The 21602-nt window shown below is 60.0% G+C and carries 11 protein-coding genes; 8 read left to right on the plus strand and 3 right to left on the minus strand.

The features are described 5' to 3' along the window. The first annotated feature begins 213 nt into the window (after positions 1–213). From V9K67_RS07260 to V9K67_RS07280, 5 genes are all read left to right on the plus strand, one after another. Positions 214–3387 (plus strand): SusC/RagA family TonB-linked outer membrane protein, encoded by a 3174-nt coding sequence (locus tag V9K67_RS07260; RefSeq protein ID WP_336721140.1) that lies wholly within the window; start codon positions 214–216, stop codon positions 3385–3387. A 35-nt stretch (positions 3388–3422) separates the two neighbouring features. Next, positions 3423–5258, plus strand: coding sequence for a RagB/SusD family nutrient uptake outer membrane protein (locus V9K67_RS07265; RefSeq protein ID WP_336721141.1), 1836 nt, complete (start codon positions 3423–3425; stop codon positions 5256–5258). A gap of 213 nt (positions 5259–5471) precedes the next feature. Next, positions 5472–6434, plus strand: coding sequence for a pectinesterase family protein (locus V9K67_RS07270; protein ID WP_336721142.1), 963 nt, complete (start codon positions 5472–5474; stop codon positions 6432–6434). 149 nt (positions 6435–6583) lie between these two features. Further along, a complete protein-coding gene (locus V9K67_RS07275; protein ID WP_336721143.1) occupies positions 6584–7639 on the plus strand; it encodes a PAS domain-containing sensor histidine kinase in 1056 nt (351 codons plus the stop codon). 86 nt (positions 7640–7725) lie between these two features. Next, positions 7726–8475, plus strand: a complete 750-nt coding sequence (locus V9K67_RS07280) for a rhamnogalacturonan acetylesterase (RefSeq protein ID WP_336721144.1) — start codon at positions 7726–7728, stop codon at positions 8473–8475. Positions 8476–8551: 76 nt separating this feature from the next. Here the strand turns inward: V9K67_RS07280 and mgrA are convergent, their stop codons facing one another. The 3 genes from mgrA to dxs form a co-directional block, all read right to left on the minus strand. After that, positions 8552–9568, minus strand: a complete 1017-nt coding sequence (gene mgrA, locus V9K67_RS07285; RefSeq protein WP_336721145.1) for an L-glyceraldehyde 3-phosphate reductase — start codon at positions 9566–9568, stop codon at positions 8552–8554. A 111-nt stretch (positions 9569–9679) separates the two neighbouring features. Continuing rightward, complete coding sequence (locus V9K67_RS07290; protein WP_336721146.1) at positions 9680–15694, minus strand: right-handed parallel beta-helix repeat-containing protein; 6015 nt, start codon at positions 15692–15694, stop codon at positions 9680–9682. A 506-nt stretch (positions 15695–16200) separates the two neighbouring features. Continuing rightward, complete coding sequence (dxs, locus tag V9K67_RS07295; RefSeq protein ID WP_336721147.1) at positions 16201–18132, minus strand: 1-deoxy-D-xylulose-5-phosphate synthase; 1932 nt, start codon at positions 18130–18132, stop codon at positions 16201–16203. 221 nt (positions 18133–18353) lie between these two features. Between dxs and V9K67_RS07300 the strand changes: the two genes are divergently transcribed. The 3 genes from V9K67_RS07300 (at position 18354) to V9K67_RS07310 (ending at position 21552) form a co-directional block, all read left to right on the plus strand. Continuing rightward, positions 18354–19400 carry a sensor histidine kinase gene (locus V9K67_RS07300; RefSeq protein WP_336721149.1) on the plus strand — a complete coding sequence of 349 codons (1047 nt, stop codon included), beginning with the start codon at positions 18354–18356 and terminating at the stop codon, positions 19398–19400. Positions 19401–19522: 122 nt separating this feature from the next. Continuing rightward, positions 19523–20263: a LytR/AlgR family response regulator transcription factor gene (locus tag V9K67_RS07305; protein WP_336721150.1), complete on the plus strand. Its 741-nt coding sequence runs from the start codon at positions 19523–19525 to the stop codon at positions 20261–20263. Between the two features lie 17 nt (positions 20264–20280). Continuing rightward, positions 20281–21552 (plus strand): M28 family peptidase, encoded by a 1272-nt coding sequence (locus V9K67_RS07310; RefSeq protein WP_336721151.1) that lies wholly within the window; start codon positions 20281–20283, stop codon positions 21550–21552. The last annotated feature ends 50 nt before the right edge of the window (positions 21553–21602 follow it).

Below are 21602 nucleotides of genomic sequence, written 5' to 3' on the forward strand. Positions count from 1 at the left end.
ACTGGTAATGTTTTTGCGGCCCTGGTAGAATTGTTCCTTTTAAAGAGTTCGTTTATTCCCCCCTGTGAGAACGGCACCCGCCCTCTTGTTATAAAACGATTGCTTCTGAGAGCCCCTCTAATACCAATATTATGTGGACAAACTTCTTTCACGGGCCGTTCGCAACAACTTCTTTCCTTCTTCATTTTCATTGTTCACCCTTAATCCTTGTGTATGAATGTAAAGTTCTATCTCATCTTTGTTTTCCTGCTGGCCGCTGCGGCCGCCTGGTCCCAGGGGCGGCAGGTTACCGGCCGCGTCCTCAAGCAGGCCACTTCGGAGCCCCTGGTGGGAGTAACGGTGGCCGTTAAGGGACAAACCACCCGTACCACCACCAATACCGAGGGTCGCTACACCATCTCGGTTCCGGCGGGCAGCCCCGTGCTGGTATTCAGCTATGTGGGCCATAAGCCCCAGGAGGTGACCGTGGGCGCCCAGGGCACCGTGGACATCAAGCTGGAAGAGGAAGCCGCCGCCCTGAGCGACGTGGTGGTGGTGGGCTATGCCACCGTGCGCCGCCGCGATGTGACCGGTTCGGTCTCCTCGGTCAGCGCCAAGCAATTAAAGGACGTACCCCTGTCCAATGCCGCAGAGGCCATCACGGGCCGGCTGGCGGGCGTGCAGGTGACCACCTCGGAGGGTTCGCCCGGCGCCGATGTGCAGATCCGCATCCGCGGCGGCGGCTCCATCACGCAGGACAACTCGCCCATTTATATCGTGGACGGGGTGCAGGTGGAGAACGCCCTGTCGGTGATCTCGCCGCAGGATATTGCCAACATCGACGTGCTGAAAGATGCCTCCACCACCGCCATTTACGGCGCCCGCGGGGCCAACGGCGTGGTGATCATCACCACCAAGAGCGGGCGGGCCGGCAAGACCACCGTCACCTACAACGGCACCTACGGCTTCCGCAAGATTGCCCGCAAAATGGATGTGCTCGACCCCTACGAGTTCGTGACCTACCAGTGGGAGCGGGCCCGCACCCTGGGCGATACCTCCTTCAACCGCATTTACGGCAGCACCTGGGATACCCTGAACGTTTATAAGAACATCGACCCGGTGAACTGGCAGGAAGAAGTGTTCGGACGAAGGGCGCCCTACCAGCTCCACAACCTGTCGGTCAACGGCGGCAGCGGGGGCACGACCTTCAACCTCAGCCTCACCGCCAATAACGAAAAAGGCGTGATGATCGAATCGGGCTTCCGGCGCAACCTGGTCAATTTCAAACTGGACCATAAAGCATCGGATAAGTTCCGGGTGGGCATGACGGTCCGCTATATCGACCAGCTGATCAAGGGCGCCGGCACCTCCAGCACCGGCAGCCGTACCACCGGCCGCCTGCGGCACAGCATCCAGTACCGGCCCTTCGAACTGCCCCGGGTGGCCACCGCCGACCCGGCCGACGATGAGGCTTTTCGTAATTCCGCCGGCCTGACCAACCCCGTGGTGCTGACCAGGGCCGAATACCGCAGGGGATATACCCGGGGCACCAACGTGAGCGGCTATTTCAGCTACAACCTGCTCAAGAACCTCACCTTCCGCTCCAACCTCGGCTACGATGCGACCAACACCCGGTCCAACTTTTTCTCCGGCTCCGTTACCTCCCTGGCCCGCAACAATGCGTCGCTGCCCGTGGTGCAGCTCAGCAACCGCGAGGAACGGACCGTCAATATTTCCAATACCCTCCAATACACCCTCAACGGCATTGCCGACAAACACGACTTCGACGCCTTGATCGGACAGGAGATCTACGAGTTCCGGTACAATACCCAGAACAACGAGGTGCGGAACTTCCCGGTGGATATCGAACCCGAGAAGGCGTTTTCACGGCTGTCGCTGGGTACCTCGGCGCCCCTGTCGCCTTCGGCCTATGTGTCGGTGCCCAGCCGCATCTTTTCGCTGTTCGGGCGCATCAATTATTCCTTTGCCAAAAGGATCCTGGGCTCCTTTACCCTGAGGGCCGACCGCTCCAACAAGTTTGCGTTCGATAAGGGGGCGCTGCTCTTTCCTTCCGGAACGCTGGCCTGGCGCTTCTCGCAGGAAAAATTCATGGAGCCGCTGCCCTTTATCACGGATGCCAAGCTGCGGGTAGGCTTTGGCACGGCGGGCAACAACCGGATCGGCGACCTGTTGTTCCTGCAGCTGTACAGCGTCACCGGGCAATATGCCCTCAACCACACCGTCGTTTCCGGCTATGCGCCCTCCTCCCTGGCCAATGCCAACCTGCAGTGGGAACGCAACGTGTCGCAGAACGTGGGGCTGGACCTTTCGTTCCTGAAAAACCGGCTGAGCCTGACCGTGGACGCCTACCGCAACAAGGGCAACGACCTGCTGCTGTCGGTGAATATCCCGCCGACCTCGGGCTATACGCAGCAGATCCAGAACGTAGGCGCCACCCTCAACCGGGGCCTCGAATTCCAGCTCAACGCCACGCCGGTTTCCAATAAAACCTTCAGCTGGTCGTCGAACTTCAACCTGGCGTTCAACCGCAACAAGGTGGTGAGCCTGGGACCCATTACGGAAACCACCCGCAGCGCGGGCTGGCAGGGCTCCGACGGGGCCGACGATTACCTGGTGAAGGTGGGCGAGCCGGTGGGCCTCATGTACGGCTTTGTCACCGACGGCTGGTACCAGATCAGCGACTTCGATTACAATGCCACCACCGGCGCTTATACCCTGAAGCCGGGCGTGCCCAATTCCGGTACCATTTCGGGGGTGATCCGGCCGGGCGCCCTGAAAATAAAGGACATCAACAACGATACGCTGATCAACAATTCCGACCGCACCGTGATCGGCAGGGCCAACCCGAAATTTACCGGGGGCTGGAACAACCAGTTCAACTACGGGCCCTTCGACTTCAGCGTGTTCGTGAACTTCGTGTACGGCAACGATATTTACAATGCCAACAAGATCGAGTGGACCGATGCGTCCTTCCCCGGCACCAATGTGCTGGGCGTGATGCGCGACCGCTGGCGCTACATCAACGACCAGGGACAGGTGGTGACCGACCCGGCCGCCCTGGCCCGCCTGAACGAGAACGTAAAGATCTGGTCGCCGGTGAACAGCAACCGCTATTTCCTGAACTCCTGGGCGGTGGAAGACGGCTCCTTCCTGCGGGTGAACAACGTTACCCTGGGGTACACCCTCCCGGGTAACCTGCTCAAACGCATACGGGCGGCTTCGCTGCGGGTGTTTGTCACCGCCAACAACCTGGCCACCATCACCAATTATTCGGGCTATGATCCCGAGGTCAATACCCGCCGTTCCGACCCGCTGACGCCGGGCGTGGATTTCGCGGGTTATCCCCGCACCCGCACCTATGTGGGCGGAATCAACCTTTCTTTCTAAATGCATAAAACACAGGTATGAACAAAAGATCGTTCATGAGAATAATGCCCGCAATCACGGCCGCCCTGATGCTCTGGTTTGCCGGCTGTAAAAAATACATGGAGGTGACGCCCGTATCGGAGATCGGCTTTAATGAAACCTTCGGCAGCGTGGCCAGCGCCTTCAGCACGGTGATCGGGGTGTATGACGAGCTGCAGGGCGATAACGGCTACGGCATCCGCATCAACCTGTACTATCCCTACGATTCCGATGAGGGGATGGTCAGCGGCGATATCGACAACGGGCGCCGCGGCATCGGCCGTTACCAGTTGCAGTTGAGCAATACCGAGGTGGCCAACCCCTTCCGCCAGTTGTACCGCGGGCTGGAAAAGGCCAACCTGGCCATTGAGCAGATCCCGAAAATGGCCCTGTATACGACGGGCACCGAGACGGAAAAGGCCGAACTGCGCCGCCTCCATGGCGAGGCGCTGACCCTGCGGGCCCAGTTCATGTACGAGCTGATCCGCAACTGGGGGGACGTGCCGGCTTCCTTTTCACCCTCGTATGCGAACACCGACCTGTTTACCCCCCGCAGCAACCGCGACTCCACCTACGACCGCCTGATCGCCGACCTGGCGGTGGCGAAGGACCTGGTGCCCTGGCGCACCGAAGTGGCCCGCAACGAACGCATCACCAAGGGCGCCGTGAAGGCCCTGCGCGCCAAGCTGGCCCTGTTTCGCGGCGGTTATTCGCTCCGGGGCACCGGCCGGGTGCCGGGCCGCATGGAGCGTCCCGCCGATTACCAGAAATACTACCAGATCGCCCGCGACGAATGCAAGGAGATCATGGACCGGCGTGACCAGCATACCCTGAATCCCAACTACGAGAACATCTGGCGCAACATTGCCAACGTGGGTGCTTCGCCGGGCAACGACACCTGGGGCGAGATCCTCTTCCAGGTGGGCGCCGGCGGCCAGAGCAGCAACTCCGACAGCCGCATGGGCCAGTACAGCGGCACCCGCGTCAATGGGTCTTCGCGCTACGGGGGCGGCGGTGGCGGCATCCAGATGCTGCCCATTTATTTCTATGCCTTCGATTCCATCGATACCCGGTGGCCCGTATCGGTGCCCGTGTATTCGATTAATTCCGATAATACCAAAAGCCACGTGGCCCTGACCTCCATAACCGACGGCAAGTACCGCCGCGACTGGCGGGTGCCGGCCCTGCCGGGTTCGGCCCTCAACCTGAGCTTCAACTGGGTGCTGATCCGCATGTCCGACGTGCTGCTGATGTTTGCCGAGGCCGAAAATGAGCTCAACAACGGGCCCACGGCAGCCGCCATTGCTGCCTTCGAAGAGGTGCGCAAACGTGCCTACCGGGGCAATGAAACCCGGATCGGCACCACCCCCACCGACAAGGCGGGCTTCTTCAACGCCATCGTTAACGAGCGCTACCTGGAGTTCGGCGGCGAGGGGGTGCGCAAATACGACCTGATCCGCTGGAACCTGCTGGCCCAGAAAATTGCGCCCCAGACCGGCGAGATCCGGGTCAAGCTCCGCCAGCTGCGCGACGGGCAGGGCCCTTATGCCAACGTGCCTTTTTACATCCATTGGAAAAAGAACGGCGAAGAGATCGAGCGGTTGAACTCGTACTACAAGCCCGACCTGGTGTCGGGACCTTCCGATACCCTGGCCAAGTCGGGCTGGACCCGCACGGCCTGGCGGTACGACCTGGTGCGGGCCGACAATACGATCTCCGTCGGTTCCACCCGGGTGCATTACATCGACGCGATCGCTTATTTTTTCGTTTCCGGCAAAAGCGAGCTGTTTCCCTTCGACCAGCAAACCATGGATGCCTACCGGGGACAACTGGTGCAAAACCCCGGTTATTGACAACGTAAAAAAGAACTTTCCTCAAGTCCCGCTCTTCCGGCGGGACTTTTTCATACTTCCCGCCGAACCTGTGAACCCGTGAACTTGTAAACTCGTGAACTTACTCCGTACCGGGAACGATTGCATAAAAAAAGTGGCTTTCCGGTGGGGGGCAAACGCCATATTTGAATACTCTTGTTAGCGACTATTTTTCTCTTTATCAATAATAGCATTATGAACAAAAGACCTTTTTTCTTTTTCTTTCTCCTTTCCCTGCTGATCTCCCTGGGCAGCTTTGCTGCCGGCACCTACGACTTCGTGGTGGCGCAGGACGGCAGCGGCAACTTCAAAACCGTACAGGAAGCCATCAATGCCGTGCCCGACTTCCGTAAAAAAGAAACCGTCATCTTTATCAAAAACGGCGTGTACAAGGAAAAGCTGGTGCTGGCCGAAAGCAAGCAGCTGGTGACCTTTATCGGCGAAAGCCTGGAAAAGACCGTGCTGACCTACGACGACTGGGCCCAGAAGAAAAACGCCTTCGGTGAGGAAAAGGGCACCTCCGGCTCCTCGGGCTTTTATATTTACGGCCACGGCTTCTCGGCCGAGAACATCACCTTCCAGAATACCGCCGGTCCCGTGGGACAGGCCGTAGCGGTGTTCGTGGCCGGCGACCGGGTGCGCTTTAAGAACTGCCGCTTCCTGGGCTTCCAGGATACGCTGTATACCTACGGCCGCGAAAGCCGCCAGTACTACAACCATTGCTATATCGAGGGAACCGTGGATTATATCTTCGGCGCTTCCACCGCCGTATTCGACAGCTGCACCCTTTATTGCAAAAAAAGCGGCTATGTAACGGCGGCCTCCACCCCCGAAGGCAAAAAGTTCGGCTACGTGTTTCTCGACTGCACCGTCACCGGCGATGCGCCCGCGGGTTCCTTCCTGCTGGGACGGCCCTGGCGGCCCTTCGCCAAAACCGTTTTCCTGCGCTGTAACCTCGGGCCGCAGATCGGTAACGAAGGCTGGAGCAACTGGGGCAAGGCCGAGAACGAAAAGACCGCCTTTTATGCCGAGTACAAAAATTCGGGTCCCGGCGCCTCCGCCAAACGCGTACCCTGGGCCCGCCAGCTCTCCGATGCGGAAGCGGCCCAATACACCGTGAAGAACATTTTCGGCGACTGGAACCCGCTGGAAAAATAGGCAAAGGGCAATGGGCAATAAGCAAGATATTCATCCTGAAAAGGCGGCCGGGGACAATGGGTTCCCGGCCGCCTTTTTAGGATCGGCGCTGACTATGTTCAATTTATGTACCTTTAAACGCTTTTTTGTTAAAACAATAAGCTTTTCCCATGATCCGTGAAAACAACCAGCCAACGTACGAGAAACTCTTAGATCTTTCGCCGGATGTATTGTGCTCGGTAAATGAAGAAGGCATTTTTGTGACTGTCAGTGCGGCCGCCAGGGAGCTGTGGGGATACGAACCCCGCGAGCTGGTGGGCACTTCTTATTTCCGCCTGCTGCCGGAGCCGCAGCACCCGAAAGCCCTTTCCCTGGAGCAGCGCCTGCGAAACGGTTCTCCACAACTGAAAATTTCCCTGGATTTTTTGCATAAGAGCGGCAGCCTGGTGCCGGCGACCTGGTCGGCCCAGTGGGAAGCACAAACGGGCCTGATGTACTGTGTGGCCCGGGCGGCCGGCGATGCGACCGAAAAGATGGCCCTTCAAAAAATGCTGGTGGAGGAAAAGGTGACCGCCCAGAAGGAGATCTCCAAAGCCATTATTTCCACCCAGGAAAAGGAGCGGGGCGAGATCGGCAAGGAGCTGCACGACAACATCAACCAGCTGCTGACCACCGCAAAGCTGTGCATGGAAAACACCTTCCTGTTTCCCGACCAGCGGGATCTTTTTGCCCGCAAGTCCGTGGACCTGGTGCAGACCGCCATCCGGGAGATCCAGGCGCTGTCGCGCCGGTGGGTGGGGCCTTCGCTGCAGGAGCTGTCGCTGAAGGCGGCGCTGACCGAACTGGTGGGGCAGTACCGGGCACTGAACCGGTTCAGGGTGGAAGAATTTTATTCGTTCTGCGAGTCCGCCCTCGATAAGGAGTTGAAGATAAACCTGTACCGCATGGTGCAGGAGCAGTTGAACAATACGCTGAAATACGCCCGTGCCAGCCGCGTACAGTTGTCGCTGGTGGGTGATGCCCGCCGGCTGCGCCTCGTGATCGAGGATGACGGGGTGGGCTTCGATCCGCCGGCCAGCCCGAAGGGACTGGGACTGGCCAATATCCGCAACCGGGCGGCCCTCTTCCGGGGCAAGGCCGTCATTTCCTCTTCGGCGGGCAAGGGCTGCCGCCTGGAAGTGGTGTTCCCGCAGCCCGGCGTGGCCAGCCTTTCGTTGCCGGCCTAGCGTGGGGCAAAGGGGACGAGGCTTATCTTTGCCGGCCTCCTGTTTGCCCAGGAGTCCCTCATCGCAACTTAACCGGAATTTTTTTTATGTCTAAACGTATTCTCAAGATTGCCGCAGCCATGGGAGCACTCTTCCTGCTGTCGTTTGCCGTACCGCCGAAGAAAAAGAAAGTCTACCTGATCGGCGATTCCACCATGTCCATCAAGCAGGTGCGTTATTATCCCGAAACCGGCTGGGGCATGCCCTTCGTGTATTTCTTCGACTCCACCGTGGTGGTCGACAACCGGGCGCAGAACGGCCGCAGCACCCGCACCTTTATCGAGGAAGGCCGCTGGAAGCCGGTAGCCGACAGCCTGCAGGAAGGCGATTACGTCTTCATCCAGTTCGGGCATAACGACGAAGTGCCCACGAAAAGGAGTTTTACCACCGAAGCCGATTACAAGGCCAACCTGCTGCGCTTTGTCACTGAAGCCCGCAGCAAGAAAGCCACTCCCGTGCTCATTACCCCGGCGGCCCGCCGCAAGTTCGACTCCACCGGCAAGGTGGAAGGCACCCACGACGTGTATGCCGAGCTGGTACGGGGCGTTGCCCGCCAGCACAACGTGCCGCTGATCGACCTGGACCGCCAGAGCCAGGCCCTGTTGCAGCAAATGGGCGTGGAAGGCTCCCGCCTGCTGTTCAACCAGCTGCAGCCCGGCGAGCATCCCAACTATCCCAAGGGCATCGAAGACAATACCCACTTCAACGAGCTGGGTGCCCGCCGCATGGCCCAGATCGTCCTGGCCAACATCAAAAGCCTCAAACTGGAGCTGGCCGACCACGTAGTGCAGCGGTAGTCAAGGGATGATGATAATTAAATGAAAAGGCCCCGTTTCGTTGACGGGGCCTTTTCATTTAAGGAAAAAGAGCATTTTATGATCCGGGATTAACCGGGCTGAGTATGGATTCAATGCGGTTCAGCTCCTCGGTTTCGAATTTGAGGTTCTGGAGGCATTGGATGGAATCGGTGATCTGTTCGGGCTTGCTCACGCCGATCAGCACCGAGCTCACCCGGCGGTCCTTCAGGATCCAGGCCAGGGCCATCTGCGCCAGGCTCTGCCCCCGCTCTTCCGCCAGCTGGTTCAGCTGGTACACCTTCGACAGCGTTTCTTCGGTTACATGCTGCCGTTGCATGGCCCCGTTCACCAGGCCCCGGGCGGCCCGGCTGTCCTGCGGAATGCCCTGCAGGTATTTGTTGGTGAGCAGGCCCTGGGCCAGGGGCGAGAAGGGGATGCAGCCCACGCCTTCCTGCTCCAGCAGGTCCAGCAGGCCTTCTTCCTCCACCCAGCGCACCAGCATCGAGTACTTGGGCTGGTGGATGAGGCAGGGGGTGCCCAGCTTTTTGAGGATGCGGAAGGCTTCGGCCGCCTCGGTGGGACGGTAGTTCGACAGGCCCACGTACAGGGCCTTGCCCTGGCGCACGATCCCATCCAGGGCCGCCATGGTTTCTTCCAGCGGCGTTTGCGGGTCGGGACGGTGGTGGTAGAAGATGTCCACGTACTCCAGGCCCATGCGCTTCAGGCTCTGGTCCAGGCTGGCGACCAGGTATTTTTTGGAACCCCAGTCGCCGTAGGGGCCGGGCCACATGGTGTAGCCGGCTTTGGTGGACACGATCATCTCGTCGCGGTAGGAGCGGAAGTCGTCCTTCAGGATCTTTCCGAAATTCTCCTCGGCCGAGCCGGCGGGCTGGCCGTAGTTGTTGGCCAGGTCGAAATGCGTGAGGCCGCTGTCGAAGGCCCGGCGCAGGATGGCCCGGCAGTTCTCGAGCGGGTCCACGTGCCCGAAGTTGTGCCACAGGCCCAGCGACAGTGCCGGCAGGCGCAGGCCGCTGCGCCCGCAGCGGCGGTATTCCATGAACTGGTATCGTTGCGAATTGGCTGTATACTGCATAAGTTGGTTAAAGCGTAAAAATAGGGCGAAGCGCGTAAAGGCCCTTATAAAAGAAAAAGGCGGCACCGGGGTGCCGCCTTTTCGTTAAAGAGCAGGGTTGCTGCTGTGGCGTTACTGTTTTACCAGTTTGAGGATCCGGCGTTTGTCGCCCTGGATCACTTCCGTCAGGTATACGCCCGGGCGGTAGTTCGCCCCCAGCCGCAGCGTCGTGTTCGGCGCTACGCCGGTTTGGGTCTCCACCATACGGCCGGCCAAATCAAATACCCGAAGGGTGAGCGCTGTTTCGCCGCCGGCAAGCACCAGCGTAAAGCTGCCTGCCGAGGGGTTGGGCACTGCCGTTACCGACAGCTGGGCCAGCGGCTCTTCCACGCCCATGCGGGCCGTGGTGGGCACGCCTTCCGAAGGCTCTACACCCCAGATCAGCTGTCCGTTGCGGTACAGGGTGATTCTGTTGTTGGCGATGTAGGCACTGTTGGCGGCATAGGAATAGTCGTTCAGCTCGTTGAGCGCTTTCCAGGTGCTGAGGTACACCTTGGAGAAAATCTCACCGGAATTGGTGCCCGCCTTCAGCAGGCCGGCAGTCGCATCAAAGCTGTACTCCACATAACCGGTGGCGCCGGTCAGGGGTGTCGCCAGGGCCACGTAGCGGGCCTTTACCTTGGCGGCGCCCATCTTGGCCCAGTCGATATTGGTGATCACCGACGTACCGTTTTCGGGAGTAAACCAGTAGCGGGCGGTGAGCTCGCTCAGGAGCACCCCAACGGTGTCATTGTTCACCACCTTCAGGTAGGGACGCAGGTTGTTGTTGGCCGTTTGACCGCCATCGCCGTCCAGGTGCTGCACCTGCAAATTCAGGGGCAGTACGCTCAGGACTTGCGTGGCTTCGGCGGCATTGTAGGTATCATTACCACCCTGGCTAACGGTGAGGATCGTAGCGCCCGGGCCGGTCAGGTGTACTGTTCCGGAGGCATCCACGGTGGCCACTGCGTTATTGGAGCTGCTGTAGCTTACCGGCAGGCCGGAAGTGGCTGCAGCACCCAGTGCAAAGTCCGCATCGCCGATGAACTTGCGTACCTGCTGGCCGAGGGTGATGGTTTGGTCCTGTTTGCGCTCGAACACCGCGGTGATGCTCTTCGCGGCGTTCACGGTCAGCGTCAGGGGGTTGGCGTGGCCCGAGGCGTCGCCTGTCCAGCCTGTGAAGCGCCAGCCGGCAGCCGGGGTGGCGGTCAGTTGGGCCGACTCGTCCGCGCTGTAGTTTTCCTTGCCCTGGCTTACGGAGCCTTCACCCGACACGCTGGTGGTGACCTTGTAGGTGATGGGGGCGGTGGAGCTGCCGCCGGAGCCGATGGCGCCGGAGCAGTTGGCAGCCGCGGGGCTGTTGCCGGTGATTTCGATCCACTCGATGTCGCCCATAGCGGCCGACGTAAGCACTTCGATGCGAATCTCGTTCACACCGTTGCCCAAAGTAACGTTCAGGGGCGTGGTGGTGAGGAACGCCGTGCTGCTGGCCGGTTTGGGGAAGGCAACGGCCGCGTTCACCACGGTGCCGTTCACCAGCAGCTTGGCGGTTTCCTGGGCGGAGGAGCCGCCGCCGGCATAGCGCCATTGCAGGGAGTAGGTGCCTGCTGCGGGTACCTCCACTTTCCAGTTCATGCCTTTGCCGGCGGTATTGGAAAGGTTCACGACATTGACCGAACCCACGGTGCGGAAGGTGCCGTCGTAGCTGCACAGGCCGGTAGCCGTGGTGGCGGTGTTGTCGATGCGCAGGGTGGGGCCGGTGGTGGGCGTGCCGCCGCCGGTGCCCGGGTTGGACGTCGTGTCCGTGCCGCCGCCGGTAGCCGTAAAGGTGGCGGTGAGGACTTTGTTGGCGTTCATGGTCACGGTCAGGGGGTTAGCCGAACCGGTAGCGTCGCCGCTCCAGCCGCTGAACTGGTAGCCGGCGGCCGGCGTAGCAGTCAGTGTGGCGGTCTCGCCGCTGTTGAAGGTGCCATTGGCAGGGGCTACGGTGCCCTGGCCGGTAACCGAGGTGCTGAGCGTGTAGGTGACGGCCGGGGGCGGGGTAGCACCACAGGAAACATCGACCTTGCCCACACCCACGTTGGCGGGGATCAGGCTCATCACAGAAGCTACGGGATCTACCGTATAGGTGTACGGCAGGGTGGCCGGGGTCCAGAAGTCGCAGCCGGTCTGGGTAATGGAATTGGCGCCCGAGGTGCCGGTGAAGATGCTGCCGCGGTCGCAGATGTAGCCTACGCCGTCGAACTTGTCGGTGGCCAGGGGCAGCTTCACGTTTTCGTACACGTTGTTCTCGATCAGGGCATGGGCTCCCTGGCGGGCGGCCAGACCGTAATCATCGATGTCCTTCAGGTAGTTGTTAAACATGTGCACCGCACCCCAGCGCAGGCTCGGGTTCCTTCCGTCGGTATGCTCGAAGAAGTTGTGGTGGAAGGTTACACGGATCTGGCTGTCGGTGGCTGCGGCTCCGGCGTTGTCGGTATGGCCGATCAGCACGGTTTTCATGTGGTGGTGGAAATAGCTCCAGGAAACGGTCACGTAGCGCGAGCCGTTCTTGATGTCCATCAGGCCGTCGTAGGTATCCACGCCGATGCCGGGGCCGATGATGCTGTGGAACTCGCAGTGGTCCACCCATACGTGCTGGCACTCGTCGATGGTGAGGCCGTCGTTGGGATAGAACACTTCGTGGATCTTCAGGTTGCGCACGATCACGTTCTTGTAGTCGCGGAAGTTCAGGCCCACGTTCTGCAGTTCGGCCGTGCTGCCCAGTCCCAGTACCGACACGTTCGCACCGTTCTTAATGGTCACGACGGTAGAGGAGGGGGCGGAGATCTTGCCGCTGATGTACACTACCTGGGGGGTGGTGTTCTTTTCGCGGCTCAGGCCCCAGGCTTCCAGTTGCGCCAGGGTGCTGATGACGAGGGTGTTGCAGGGCTGACCGGCTACGGCGCCACCGGTAGTGGTGGTATAGCCCTCGCCGCTGGTGGCGGCAAAGCCGATCATGCTGTTGTCCACCACGGGTTGTACGCCGTCCCAGAAGATGGCAGTAACGGCTTTGTTGCCGTCCATGGTCACGGTCACCGGGTTGGCGGTGGTATTGGGCAAACCGCTCCAGCCGGCGAACTGCCAGCCGGCAGCCGGTGTGGCGGTCAGGGTAACGGTCTCGCCCTGGCTGAAGGTGCCGTTGGCGGGGCTTACGGTGCCCTGGCCGTTGATGGTAGTGGTCAGCTCGTAAGAGATGGGGGCCACGCTGCCGCAGGAGGCGGCCAGGGGGTTGTCACCGGTCACTTCCATCCAGTCGATGTTGGCCAGGCCGTCGGCGGTAGTGGCTTCCAGGCGGATGGTGTTGGTGCCGGCTGCCAGGTTCACGCTTACGGCCGGGGCCACGGTCCAGGAGGTCCAGGCGCCGGTGGCGGGGAAGCTCAGGCTGGGGACTACGGCGGTGCCGTTCACCAGCAGTTTGCCGGCACGGTCGCCCGACAGGCTGGCGAACCTCCAGGTCAGCTGGTAGGTACCGGCGGCAGGCGCCTGCACGTTCCAGTTGATGCCTTTGGCCACGGCGTTGTCGGCATTGAGGTAATAGCCGTTGTCGGCGCCGCCGTTGGTGTTTTCGCGCTTGCCGTCCACGCTGCAATAGCCGGCGGTGGGGGTCACTGCTTCTTCCAGGCGGATGGTGGTGCCCGAAACAGCGACGGCGGAGAACTGGGCGGTGATCGATTTGTTGGCGGTCATCGCTACGGTCAGCGGGTTGGTGGTACCGGTAGCGTCGCCGCTCCAACCACTGAAGACATAGCCTGCTGCGGCAGTGGCCGTAACGGTGGTGGAGGTATTTTCGTTAAACGTGCCGCCGGCGCTCACGCTGCCGCCGGGGGTGGCGGCCGTGGTCAGCTGGTAGGTGACCGGTGCCGCTGCAATCAGGGAGAAATTGGCCGTCAGGGTTTTGTTGCCGTTGACGGTGAGATTGGCAGTGGCTGCGGTGCCGCTGGCGTCGCCGCTCCAGCCGGTAAATTCATAGCCGGCGGCGGGGGAGGCGGTGGCGGTCACGGCAGTGCCGTCGTTATAGGTGCCGCCGGCAGGGGACAGGCTGATGGAGCCGCCTGCAACCGGGTTGGCAGTAGTGGAAACGGTATAAGTTGCCGGGGTGGAAACACCGCCGCCGCCGGAGCCGATGGCTGCGGAGCAGTTGGCGGCCACAGGGCTGCTGCCGGTCACTTCGATCCATTCGATGTCGCCCATAGCGGCCGACGTAAGCACTTCGATGCGGATCTCGTTCACACCGTTGCCCAAAGTAACGTTCAGGGGCGTGGTGGTGAGGAACGCCGTGCTGCTGGCCGGTTTGGGGAAGGCTACGGCCGCGTTCACCACGGTGCCATTTACCAGCAGCTTGGCGGTTTCCTGGGCGGAGGAGCCGCCGCCGGCATAGCGCCATTGCAGGGAATAGGTGCCTGCTGCGGGTACTTCCACTTTCCAGTTCATGCCTTTGCCGGCGGTATTGGAAAGGTTCACGACGTTGACCGAACCTACGGTGCGGAAGGTGCCGTCGTAGCTGCACAGGCCGGTAGCCGTGGTGGCGGTGTTGTCGATGCGCAGGGTAGATCCGGTGGGAGGGGTGGTGCCGCCGCCGGTGCCGCCCGATCCGCCGGTGGCCGTAAAGGCGGCCGAAACGGTGGTGTTGGCGTTCAGCGTCACGGTGGTGGTGGCCGACGTGCCGGAGGCCGCGCCGCCCCAGCTGCCGAAGGTATAGCCGGCGGCCGGCGTGGCGGTCAGGGTCACTACCTCGCCTTCGCTATAAGAGCTTTTGTCGGGGTTGCGGGAAACATTGCCGCCACCCGTGGGGGTGGTATTTACCGTTAAGGTGTAGGTGGTGGCCGGGGGCGTGGTAGCGCCGCCGTATTCTATGGCGCCCAGGTCGGGAGCGGAGCCGCTGTAGGCAATGCCGGTAGCGAGCGTACCCACATTGATCATGGGGCTGCCGGCCACCAGGTTCAGGAAGCCGTTACCTGTGGGGTTGTCGTTGGGACCCATCGTCAGGCTCTGGAACGAGGCGGCATTGACCGTATAGCCCCAGTTGGTGGTATTGGAAAAAACGTTGGGGGCGATCAGCGTACCGATCACCTTGTCGTTCGAGGCCGACAGGTAGGAGAGGTTGTTGCGGTACACGTGGGTGCCCACGTCGAAACTGAAGTTGCGCTGGGCATTCTTGTAGCCGGTGCAGTTCGTGACCTCGATGGAGCCGGGGTTGCTGTTGAAGGTAAACCCGTGCTTGCCATTGTTGAAGGCCATGCAGCGGCGCACGATGTGGTTGACGGCAATGTCTTCGCCACCCAGCTTGAAGCCGTTCTTGTCACCGCTGCCCGAGGAGCCGCCGGTGGTGAGGGTACCGTTGCTGTGGGCGATGCAGTTCTCCAGGGTCACGGCGCCGATGGGGCCGGTCTCGGGCTTGGTGTAGAGGTCCCAGCCGTCGTCGATATTGTGGTGGGCGATGCAACCGCGGAAGACGTTGCCGGGGCCCGTGGTGAGCTTGCAGGCAAAGCCGTCGGCATTTTCGTTGGTGGCATCGCGGTTGTCGTACGATTCGCAGTCGAGGATCAGGTTGTCGGCCGGCCACTCGGCAAAGGGCGCCGCGGAGGAATAGCGGCCCAGCTGCAGGCCGGTGTCGCGGTTGCGGCGGGTGACGCATTTTTCCACGGTATTGTGGTTGCCGCCGATAAAGATGCCGTTGTCGCCGGCCTGCTCCACGGTGATGCCCTTCACGTGCCAGTAGTGGCCGTTCAGCGTCAGTCCGCGGTTGGTGGAAAGTTCGGCCTGGGCCGAAAAGTTCAGGACAGGGGTTTCGCCGGCATAGGCGTAGATGTGTTTGGGGGCGGCTGCGGTGCCGTCGTTGCCGCGGGCCACGGTGATGCCGGTAAGCTCGTAATAAGTGCCGCCGCGCAGGTAGATGTAGTCGCCGGGAGCTGCCTGCTGGATGGCTTGTTGCAGGCTTTTGTAAGGACTGGAAAGCGTGCCTGTGTTGGCATCATTGCCGTCGGGAGCCACGTAAATGTTGGCTGCGAAGGCGCTGCTACCTCCCATCAGGGCAAAAAGAAGGCATGTGAAGAAATTTCTCTTCATAGCAAGCAAACGTTTTTAATCATTAAAAGGGGTTACTCAAATGGGCATACGAAGGGCAGGATCATGTGTAAGGCATCATCAAAAAACGGGGGTTTAAGTGAAAAAATAAGGGTCCCGGTTCCTTACCGGAATGACCATATCAAGTTGAGATAAGTGCGGCTATACTGGACGCTGTCCGGGGGGCACGCCCCGGTGTAAAGGTTTGATGGGAAAGTGCAGGTAGTTTTGGTGTTTTCTGTTTTCGGTCAGTGGGAAACTGTCCTGCTCTGTCCTGATGAGTTCAAAGATATTTTTCCTCTTTCCAGAATCATCAGGGCGCCCTAGGTATTTTTACGCAATCGTTGCCGGCAACGTTTGCGCACGGGTTTCCTTTAAGCTTTTTTTAAGGTAATGGGCTGATTGCCATAGAATTATTGGAGGCTGGAGGGCGCAGGAAAAAGGCCTGTTCCATAAGCCGGGGAACCAAACTTATTGAACAGGCCTTTATTATCGTTTCACTCAAACTATCAGCCGGCGATGCGGGCGCTTACCTGGTCCTTCATCATCGCCCGTACCGCGTCGGCAATGCCGGCGGCGTCGTAGCCGCATTCGCGGTGCAGCTCCTTCAGGGTGCCGTGCTCCACGATGCGGTCGGGGATGCCCAAAATTTTAAGGTCGTTCTTGTAGCCGTACTTCGCCATGAACTCGGCCACCGCGCTGCCGAAGCCGCCGGTAATGGTGCCGTCTTCGATGGTGATGATTTTTCCGTACTGCCCCAGGGCTTCGTGCAGCAGCTCCTCGTCGAGGGGCTTGGCAAAGCGCATGTCGTAATGTGCCGGGTTCAGTCCCGATGTTTTCAGCTCGCGGATGGCGGCGGCGGCGAAGTTGCCGGGGTGGCCCAGCGACAAAATAGCGATCTCCTGGCCGTCCTTCAGCTTGCGTCCCTTGCCGATGGTGATCTTTTCGAAGGGCTTGCGCCAGTCGGCGATCATGCCTTCGCCCCGCGGGTAGCGGATGATGAAAGGCAGGCCGGTGCTTTCGAGCTGGGCGGTGTACATCAGGTGGCGCAGCTCCACCTCGTTCATCGGGGCGGAGATGACCAGGTTGGGAATGCCGCGGAAGTAGGCGATGTCGTAGGCACCGTGGTGGGTGGGTCCGTCTTCGCCCACCAGGCCCGCCCGGTCGAGGCAGAACACGACGGGCAGCTTCTGGATGGCCACGTCGTGCACCACCTGGTCGAAGGCCCGCTGCATAAAGGAGGAGTAGATGTTGCAGAACACCCTCAGGCCCTGGGTGGCCATGCCGGCGCTGACGGTGACGGCATGCTGCTCGCAGATGCCTACGTCGAAGGCGCGGTCGGGCATTTTTTCCATCATGAACTTCAGCGACGAGCCGCTGGGCATGGCAGGGGTGATGCCCATGATCTTGTCGTTCTTCTCGGCCAGCTCAATGAGGGTATGGCCGAAAACGTCCTGGTACTTGGGCGGCTGGGGCAGGTCGAATGTCTTTTTGTAGATCTCGCCGGTGATCTTGTCGAACAGGCCGGGAGCATGCCACTTGGTCTGGTCCTTTTCGGCCAGGGCATAGCCTTTGCCTTTGACGGTAATGACGTGCAGCAGCTTGGGGCCGGGGATGGTGCGCAGGTCATGGAGGGTGTCGACCAGCTTGGTAATGTTGTGGCCGTCGATGGGACCGAAGTAGCGCATGTTGAGGGCTTCGAACAGGTTGCTGCTTTTCGAGAACAGGCCCTTGAGGCTGGCTTCGAACTTGCTGGCCATATCGCGGGTGAACTGCTTGCCGATGGGCAGCTTGCCCAGCAGCTTCCAGACGTCGTCCCGCACCTTATTATAGGTATGGGAGGTAGTGATGTCGGTGAGGTATTCTTTCAGGGCGCCCACGTTGGGGTCGATGCCAATGCCGTTGTCGTTGAGGATGATCAGTACGTCGCTGTCGGCCACGCCGGCATGGTTGAGGGCTTCGAAGGCCATCCCGGCGGTCATGGAGCCGTCGCCGATGACGCCCACCACCTTGCGGTCGTCCTCGCCCTTGTACTTGGCGGCCATGGCCATTCCCAGGGCGGCGGAAATGGAGGTGGAGGAGTGGCCGACGCCGAAGGTGTCGTACGCGCTTTCGCTGCGCTTGGGGAAGCCGCTCAGGCCTTTGTATTTACGGTTGGTGTAGAAGTTGTCGCGGCGGCCGGTGAGGATCTTGTGGCCGTAGGCCTGGTGCCCCACGTCCCACACCAGCTGGTCGTAGGGCGTGTTGTAGATGTAGTGCAGGGCTACGGTCAGTTCCACTACCCCCAGGCTGGCGGCAAAGTGCCCGCCATGCACGCTCACGACGTCAATAATATATTGACGCAGTTCCTCGCACACCTGGTGCAGGTTGTCTTTCGGAACTTTTTTCAGGTCTTCAGGGGTGTTAATGGTTTGTAACAGGGCTCCCGGTTGTATTTGCATTCAGCGGCATTTAAAAGGTAAAAATAAATCTTTATTTTTCCCGGAAGGACTTTCCGGCCCTATTGTTTCGCAAAAGCTCGCCACTTCCCACTCACTATTCGCTTTTCGCCACTGGTACACCCACCGGCACCGGTTTGCAGCGATAGGTTTAGCTTTGCAACTTGCGGGCCGGGCAGGATCCCTTCCCTGGCATACCAATCAATCAGCGAAAACAGAAGTTTATGAAGCGTGTTGTTTTTTCCCGATACTGGCTGTTTCAGCTTCTGGGCTGGGTGGCGTTCGCCCTGATCAACATATTTTTTGCCGGCGTGTTCGGCATGGTCAGCGGCAAGCTCATTTACCGGCTGCTGTTCTTTATCGAGATCGGCTTTTTATTTTCCCACCTGATGCGGGAAACCATCCACAAGTCGGCCATATTGGTGAAAAGCCTGCAGCAGCAGGTGATCAACTTCCTGCTGCTGACGGTGATCTTCGCCGTGTTTATGGCCCTGCTGCAAACGCCCTTCGAGCTGGTCTGCGGCCTGCGGGCCACCGACGAAGGGGAGGGGCACCCCTTCCACCGCCTGTTTTTTGCCAACTTCGCGCCGGCGGCCTGGTCGCTGTTTATCTGGAACTCCATTTATTTCATGTACCACTACGTCCAGAAAAGCCGCAAGCAGCAGATGGACACGCTGCAGCTGGAGGCCCTGGTCAAAGCCCTGGAGCTGAAAACCATCAAGGCGCACATCAACCCCCACTTCATCTTCAACGCCCTCAACAGCATCCGCGCCCTCATCGACGAGAACCCCCAGCGGGCCCGCGCAGCGGTAACCGAGTTGAGCAACATTCTGCGCAGCAGCCTGGCGGCCGAAAAGGGCGAAACCGTTAGCTTTAAGGAGGAACTGCGGATCGTCAAGGACTACCTGGCGCTGGAAAACATGCGCTTCGAAGACCGCCTGCGGGTGGAATATGCCGTGGAAGCCAATACCCTGGGCCAGCAGGTGCCGCCGATGATGCTGCAGACCCTGGTGGAGAACGCCATCAAGCACGGCATCAGCAAGCAGGTAAAGGGGGGCGTGGTCCGCATCGCCTCGGGCTGGGACGGCTTCCACCACCGCCTGTCGGTGCAAAACACCGGCAGCCTCAACGGCGGCAGCGGCCAGGGCGGCTTCGGCCTCTCCAGCACCCGCGACCGCCTGCTGCTGCTCTACGGCGAACGGGCCCGCTTCGAAATCAAACAACTGACCGAACAGCTGGTGGAGGCGACGGTGCTGATACCGGCGAAATGAGTTCCTGAGTTTCTAAGTTCCTGAGTTCCTGAGTTGTCGTAACTCCGAACTAGCGCACGCCTAACTTAGAAACGCAGGAACTTAGGAACTAACAACTATAGAACCCTTTCTAACTTAGGAACATGAAAGCAATCATCATCGACGACGAACGCCTGGCGCGGGCCGAATTGCGCAAGCTGCTGAACGACTTTCCGGAAATCGAGATCGTGGACGAGGCCGCCAATGCCGACGAAGGCCTGGCCAAGATCGCCAGCCAGAACCCCGACCTCATTTTCCTGGACATCCAAATGCCCGGCAAGACCGGCTTCGACCTGCTGGCCGAACTCGATCATGCCCCGCAGGTGATCTTTACCACCGCTTATGACGATTATGCCCTCAAGGCCTTCGAGGTCAACGCCCTGGATTACCTGCTGAAGCCTATAGAGCCCCGGCGCCTGGCAGATGCCATCCAAAAGCTTAATGCGCTGGAAGGAGGCGGGAATGGAGGGCCCGGCGCGTCGCCGGCTTCCGCCGAACCTGCCCGCATGCTGACCGAGCACGACCAGGTGTTCGTCAAGGACGGTGAGCGCTGCTGGTTTGTGAAGCTGGGCGAGATCCGCCTGTTTGAAAGCGTGGGCAACTACGCCAAGGTGTTCTTCGGCCCCAACAAGCCGCTGATCCTCAAATCGCTCAACGCCCTGGAAGAGCGGCTCGATGAGAAAGTGTTCTTCCGCGCCAACCGCAAGCATATTGTGAACCTGCGGCTGATCGAAAAAATTGAACCCTACTTCAACGGCGGGCTGCTGCTCGAGCTCAAAGGCGGCGAAAAGATCGAGGTGAGTCGCCGCCAGACGGTGAAGTTCAAGGAAATGATGTCGTTGTAATTTTAAATTTTGCCTCTATGATTCGCCTGCTCCTATTCTTGCTGGCTGTAGTGCCCCTTGCGGCTCCTGCACAAACAACGGGTGTTATCAATGCGCAGGAAGTGCTGCGCATTGAAAAAGTGCTGGCGGCCGACAGCCTCGGGGGGCGGCAGGCAGGCACTCCCGGCCTCGCCAAAGCGGCGGCTTTCATTGCTTCGGAGTTCAAGGCCGCCGGCCTGCAAACGCTCTCCAATGCGCCGGGTTACCTGCAGTCCTTTAAAAAGATACAGACCGGCGCGCAAAAGGTTAGCTGGAAAATGGGCGGCCGGCCGATGGACGCCAAGCGGGTGGTGGTGGTTTCTTCCCAGCCCCGCCTGGAGGTAACGGAGCAATCGGGTTATAAAATAAAGACCCTGTCGCCGGGCGCCAACCCCGTGCTGGAAGCCATGCGGATGGCGCAGGCCCGCGAAAACAGCATCGTGCTGGTGAACGAAGCCTATGCCTCGGGCTTTCTCCGCCTGGGCCAGTACCTGCAGTCGCAGTTTGCCCAGGAAACCAGCACCATCTTCATTTTATCCAATGCCGCCACCCTCGATCCATTTGCCATCGACATGCAGCAGCAGGTGGAAGGGGTGCCCCTCTCCAACGTGGTGGGCATACTGCCCGGCAAAAGCCGCCCCGATGAATACGTGATCTTCTCGGCCCATTACGACCACCTGGGCATCGGCGCCCCGGTGGAGGGCGACAGCATCTTCAACGGCGCCAACGACGATGCCGCCGGCACTACCGCCGTGATCCTGCTGGCAAAGCACTTTCAACAACTGGCCAATAACGAGCGCACCCTGGTATTTGCGGCATTTACCGGCGAAGAGGAGGGCGGCTTCGGCTCGCAGTATTTTTCGCAGCGCTTCAATCCCGCCCAGGTGGTGGCGATGTTCAATATTGAAATGATCGGTACGGAAAGCAAATGGGGAAAGAATTCGGCCTACATCACGGGCTTCGACCGGTCGGATATGGGTGCTATCCTGCAAAGGAATTTAAAGGGCACGCCCTTCACCTTTCATCCCGATCCCTATCCCGATCAGCAGCTGTTCTACCGCTCCGACAACGCCACCCTGGCCCGCCTGGGTGTTCCGGCGCACACCATCTCCACCTCCAAAATGGACAACGAACCCTACTACCATACCGTAGATGATGAATGGGAAACCCTCGATCCCGCCAACATGGCGGAGATCATCCGGGCCATTGCCGAAAGCAGCAAATCCATTATTTCCGGAAAAGATACGCCGGCAAGGGTGAGCGGAGAATAGTTTACAAGTTTACGAGTTTACAAGTTTACGAGTTGCTGGCGCCCGTCAGC

Origin of the sequence: Huijunlia imazamoxiresistens, assembly GCF_037132455.1 — a bacterium.
Classification (GTDB): Bacteria; Bacteroidota; Bacteroidia; order Chitinophagales; family Chitinophagaceae; genus Flavisolibacter; species Flavisolibacter imazamoxiresistens.

Coding starts and splice junctions, on each gene's coding strand:
- V9K67_RS07260 (WP_336721140.1), top strand. CDS start 214: ATGAATGTAAAGTTCTATCTCATCTTTGTTTTCCTGCTGGCCGCTGCG.
- V9K67_RS07265 (WP_336721141.1), top strand. CDS start 3,423: ATGAGAATAATGCCCGCAATCACGGCCGCCCTGATGCTCTGGTTTGCC.
- V9K67_RS07270 (WP_336721142.1), top strand. CDS start 5,472: ATGAACAAAAGACCTTTTTTCTTTTTCTTTCTCCTTTCCCTGCTGATC.
- V9K67_RS07275 (WP_336721143.1), top strand. CDS start 6,584: ATGATCCGTGAAAACAACCAGCCAACGTACGAGAAACTCTTAGATCTT.
- V9K67_RS07280 (WP_336721144.1), top strand. CDS start 7,726: ATGTCTAAACGTATTCTCAAGATTGCCGCAGCCATGGGAGCACTCTTC.
- mgrA (WP_336721145.1), bottom strand. CDS start 9,568: ATGCAGTATACAGCCAATTCGCAACGATACCAGTTCATGGAATACCGC.
- V9K67_RS07290 (WP_336721146.1), bottom strand. CDS start 15,694: ATGAAGAGAAATTTCTTCACATGCCTTCTTTTTGCCCTGATGGGAGGT.
- dxs (WP_336721147.1), bottom strand. CDS start 18,132: ATGCAAATACAACCGGGAGCCCTGTTACAAACCATTAACACCCCTGAA.
- V9K67_RS07300 (WP_336721149.1), top strand. CDS start 18,354: ATGAAGCGTGTTGTTTTTTCCCGATACTGGCTGTTTCAGCTTCTGGGC.
- V9K67_RS07305 (WP_336721150.1), top strand. CDS start 19,523: ATGAAAGCAATCATCATCGACGACGAACGCCTGGCGCGGGCCGAATTG.
- V9K67_RS07310 (WP_336721151.1), top strand. CDS start 20,281: ATGATTCGCCTGCTCCTATTCTTGCTGGCTGTAGTGCCCCTTGCGGCT.